Annotated in this window: 1 protein-coding gene; it reads left to right on the forward strand. The window is 53.6% G+C overall.

From position 1 onward, the window contains the following. The coding region (locus tag CK503_RS15925; RefSeq protein ID WP_255233445.1) for a methyl-accepting chemotaxis protein at positions 1–677 on the forward strand (677 nt) is incomplete at both ends.

Here is a 677-nt window from a genome sequence, read left to right on the forward strand (position 1 = left end):
CAACTATCGGGAGCAAGCCAAGAGCTGGCGGAAAGTGCCAGCGAGCAGGCGGCAAGTCTGGAGGAGACGACCTCATCGCTGGAAGAGATTTCCTCTCAGCTGAAACAGACCGACCAAAACTCAGCTGAAGCTGAGACCGCGATGAATGAAGCCAAGCCGATGGTGGAAGAAGGCGTTGAGGCGATGAATCGGATGAAGGAGGCTATGGAAGATATTAAAGAGTCTTCGGACCAGACCTCGAAGATTATCGATACGATTGATGATATTGCGTTCCAAACTAACTTGCTGGCATTAAATGCAGCCGTAGAGGCGGCCCGTGCAGGCGAAGCCGGAAAGGGTTTTGCCGTTGTGGCCGAAGAGGTACGGAACTTGGCCCAGCGTAGCGCCGAAGCGGCACAGAACACATCAGAACTTATTGAAAGCTCCCAGGAAAGCTCTAATCGTGGGGCCCGGGTAGCCGAAGAGGTGTCGAAAAACCTGGAAAAGATTGAAGAAAGTGTAAATAATGTGAGCACGCTTGTGGTGGAGATCTCGGCAGCATCCCAGGAGCAGTCAAGTGGGGTACAGCAAATTAACTCGGCCATGACTGAAATGGATGAGGCAGTGCAGGGCAACGCTTCGGCATCGGAGGAGTCGGCCAGTTCTGCTGAGGAGCTTTCCTCTCAGGCGGCTGAGCT

Source organism: Fodinibius salipaludis (genome assembly GCF_002287075.1).
In the GTDB taxonomy this organism is placed as follows: domain Bacteria; phylum Bacteroidota; class Rhodothermia; order Balneolales; family Balneolaceae; genus Fodinibius; species Fodinibius salipaludis.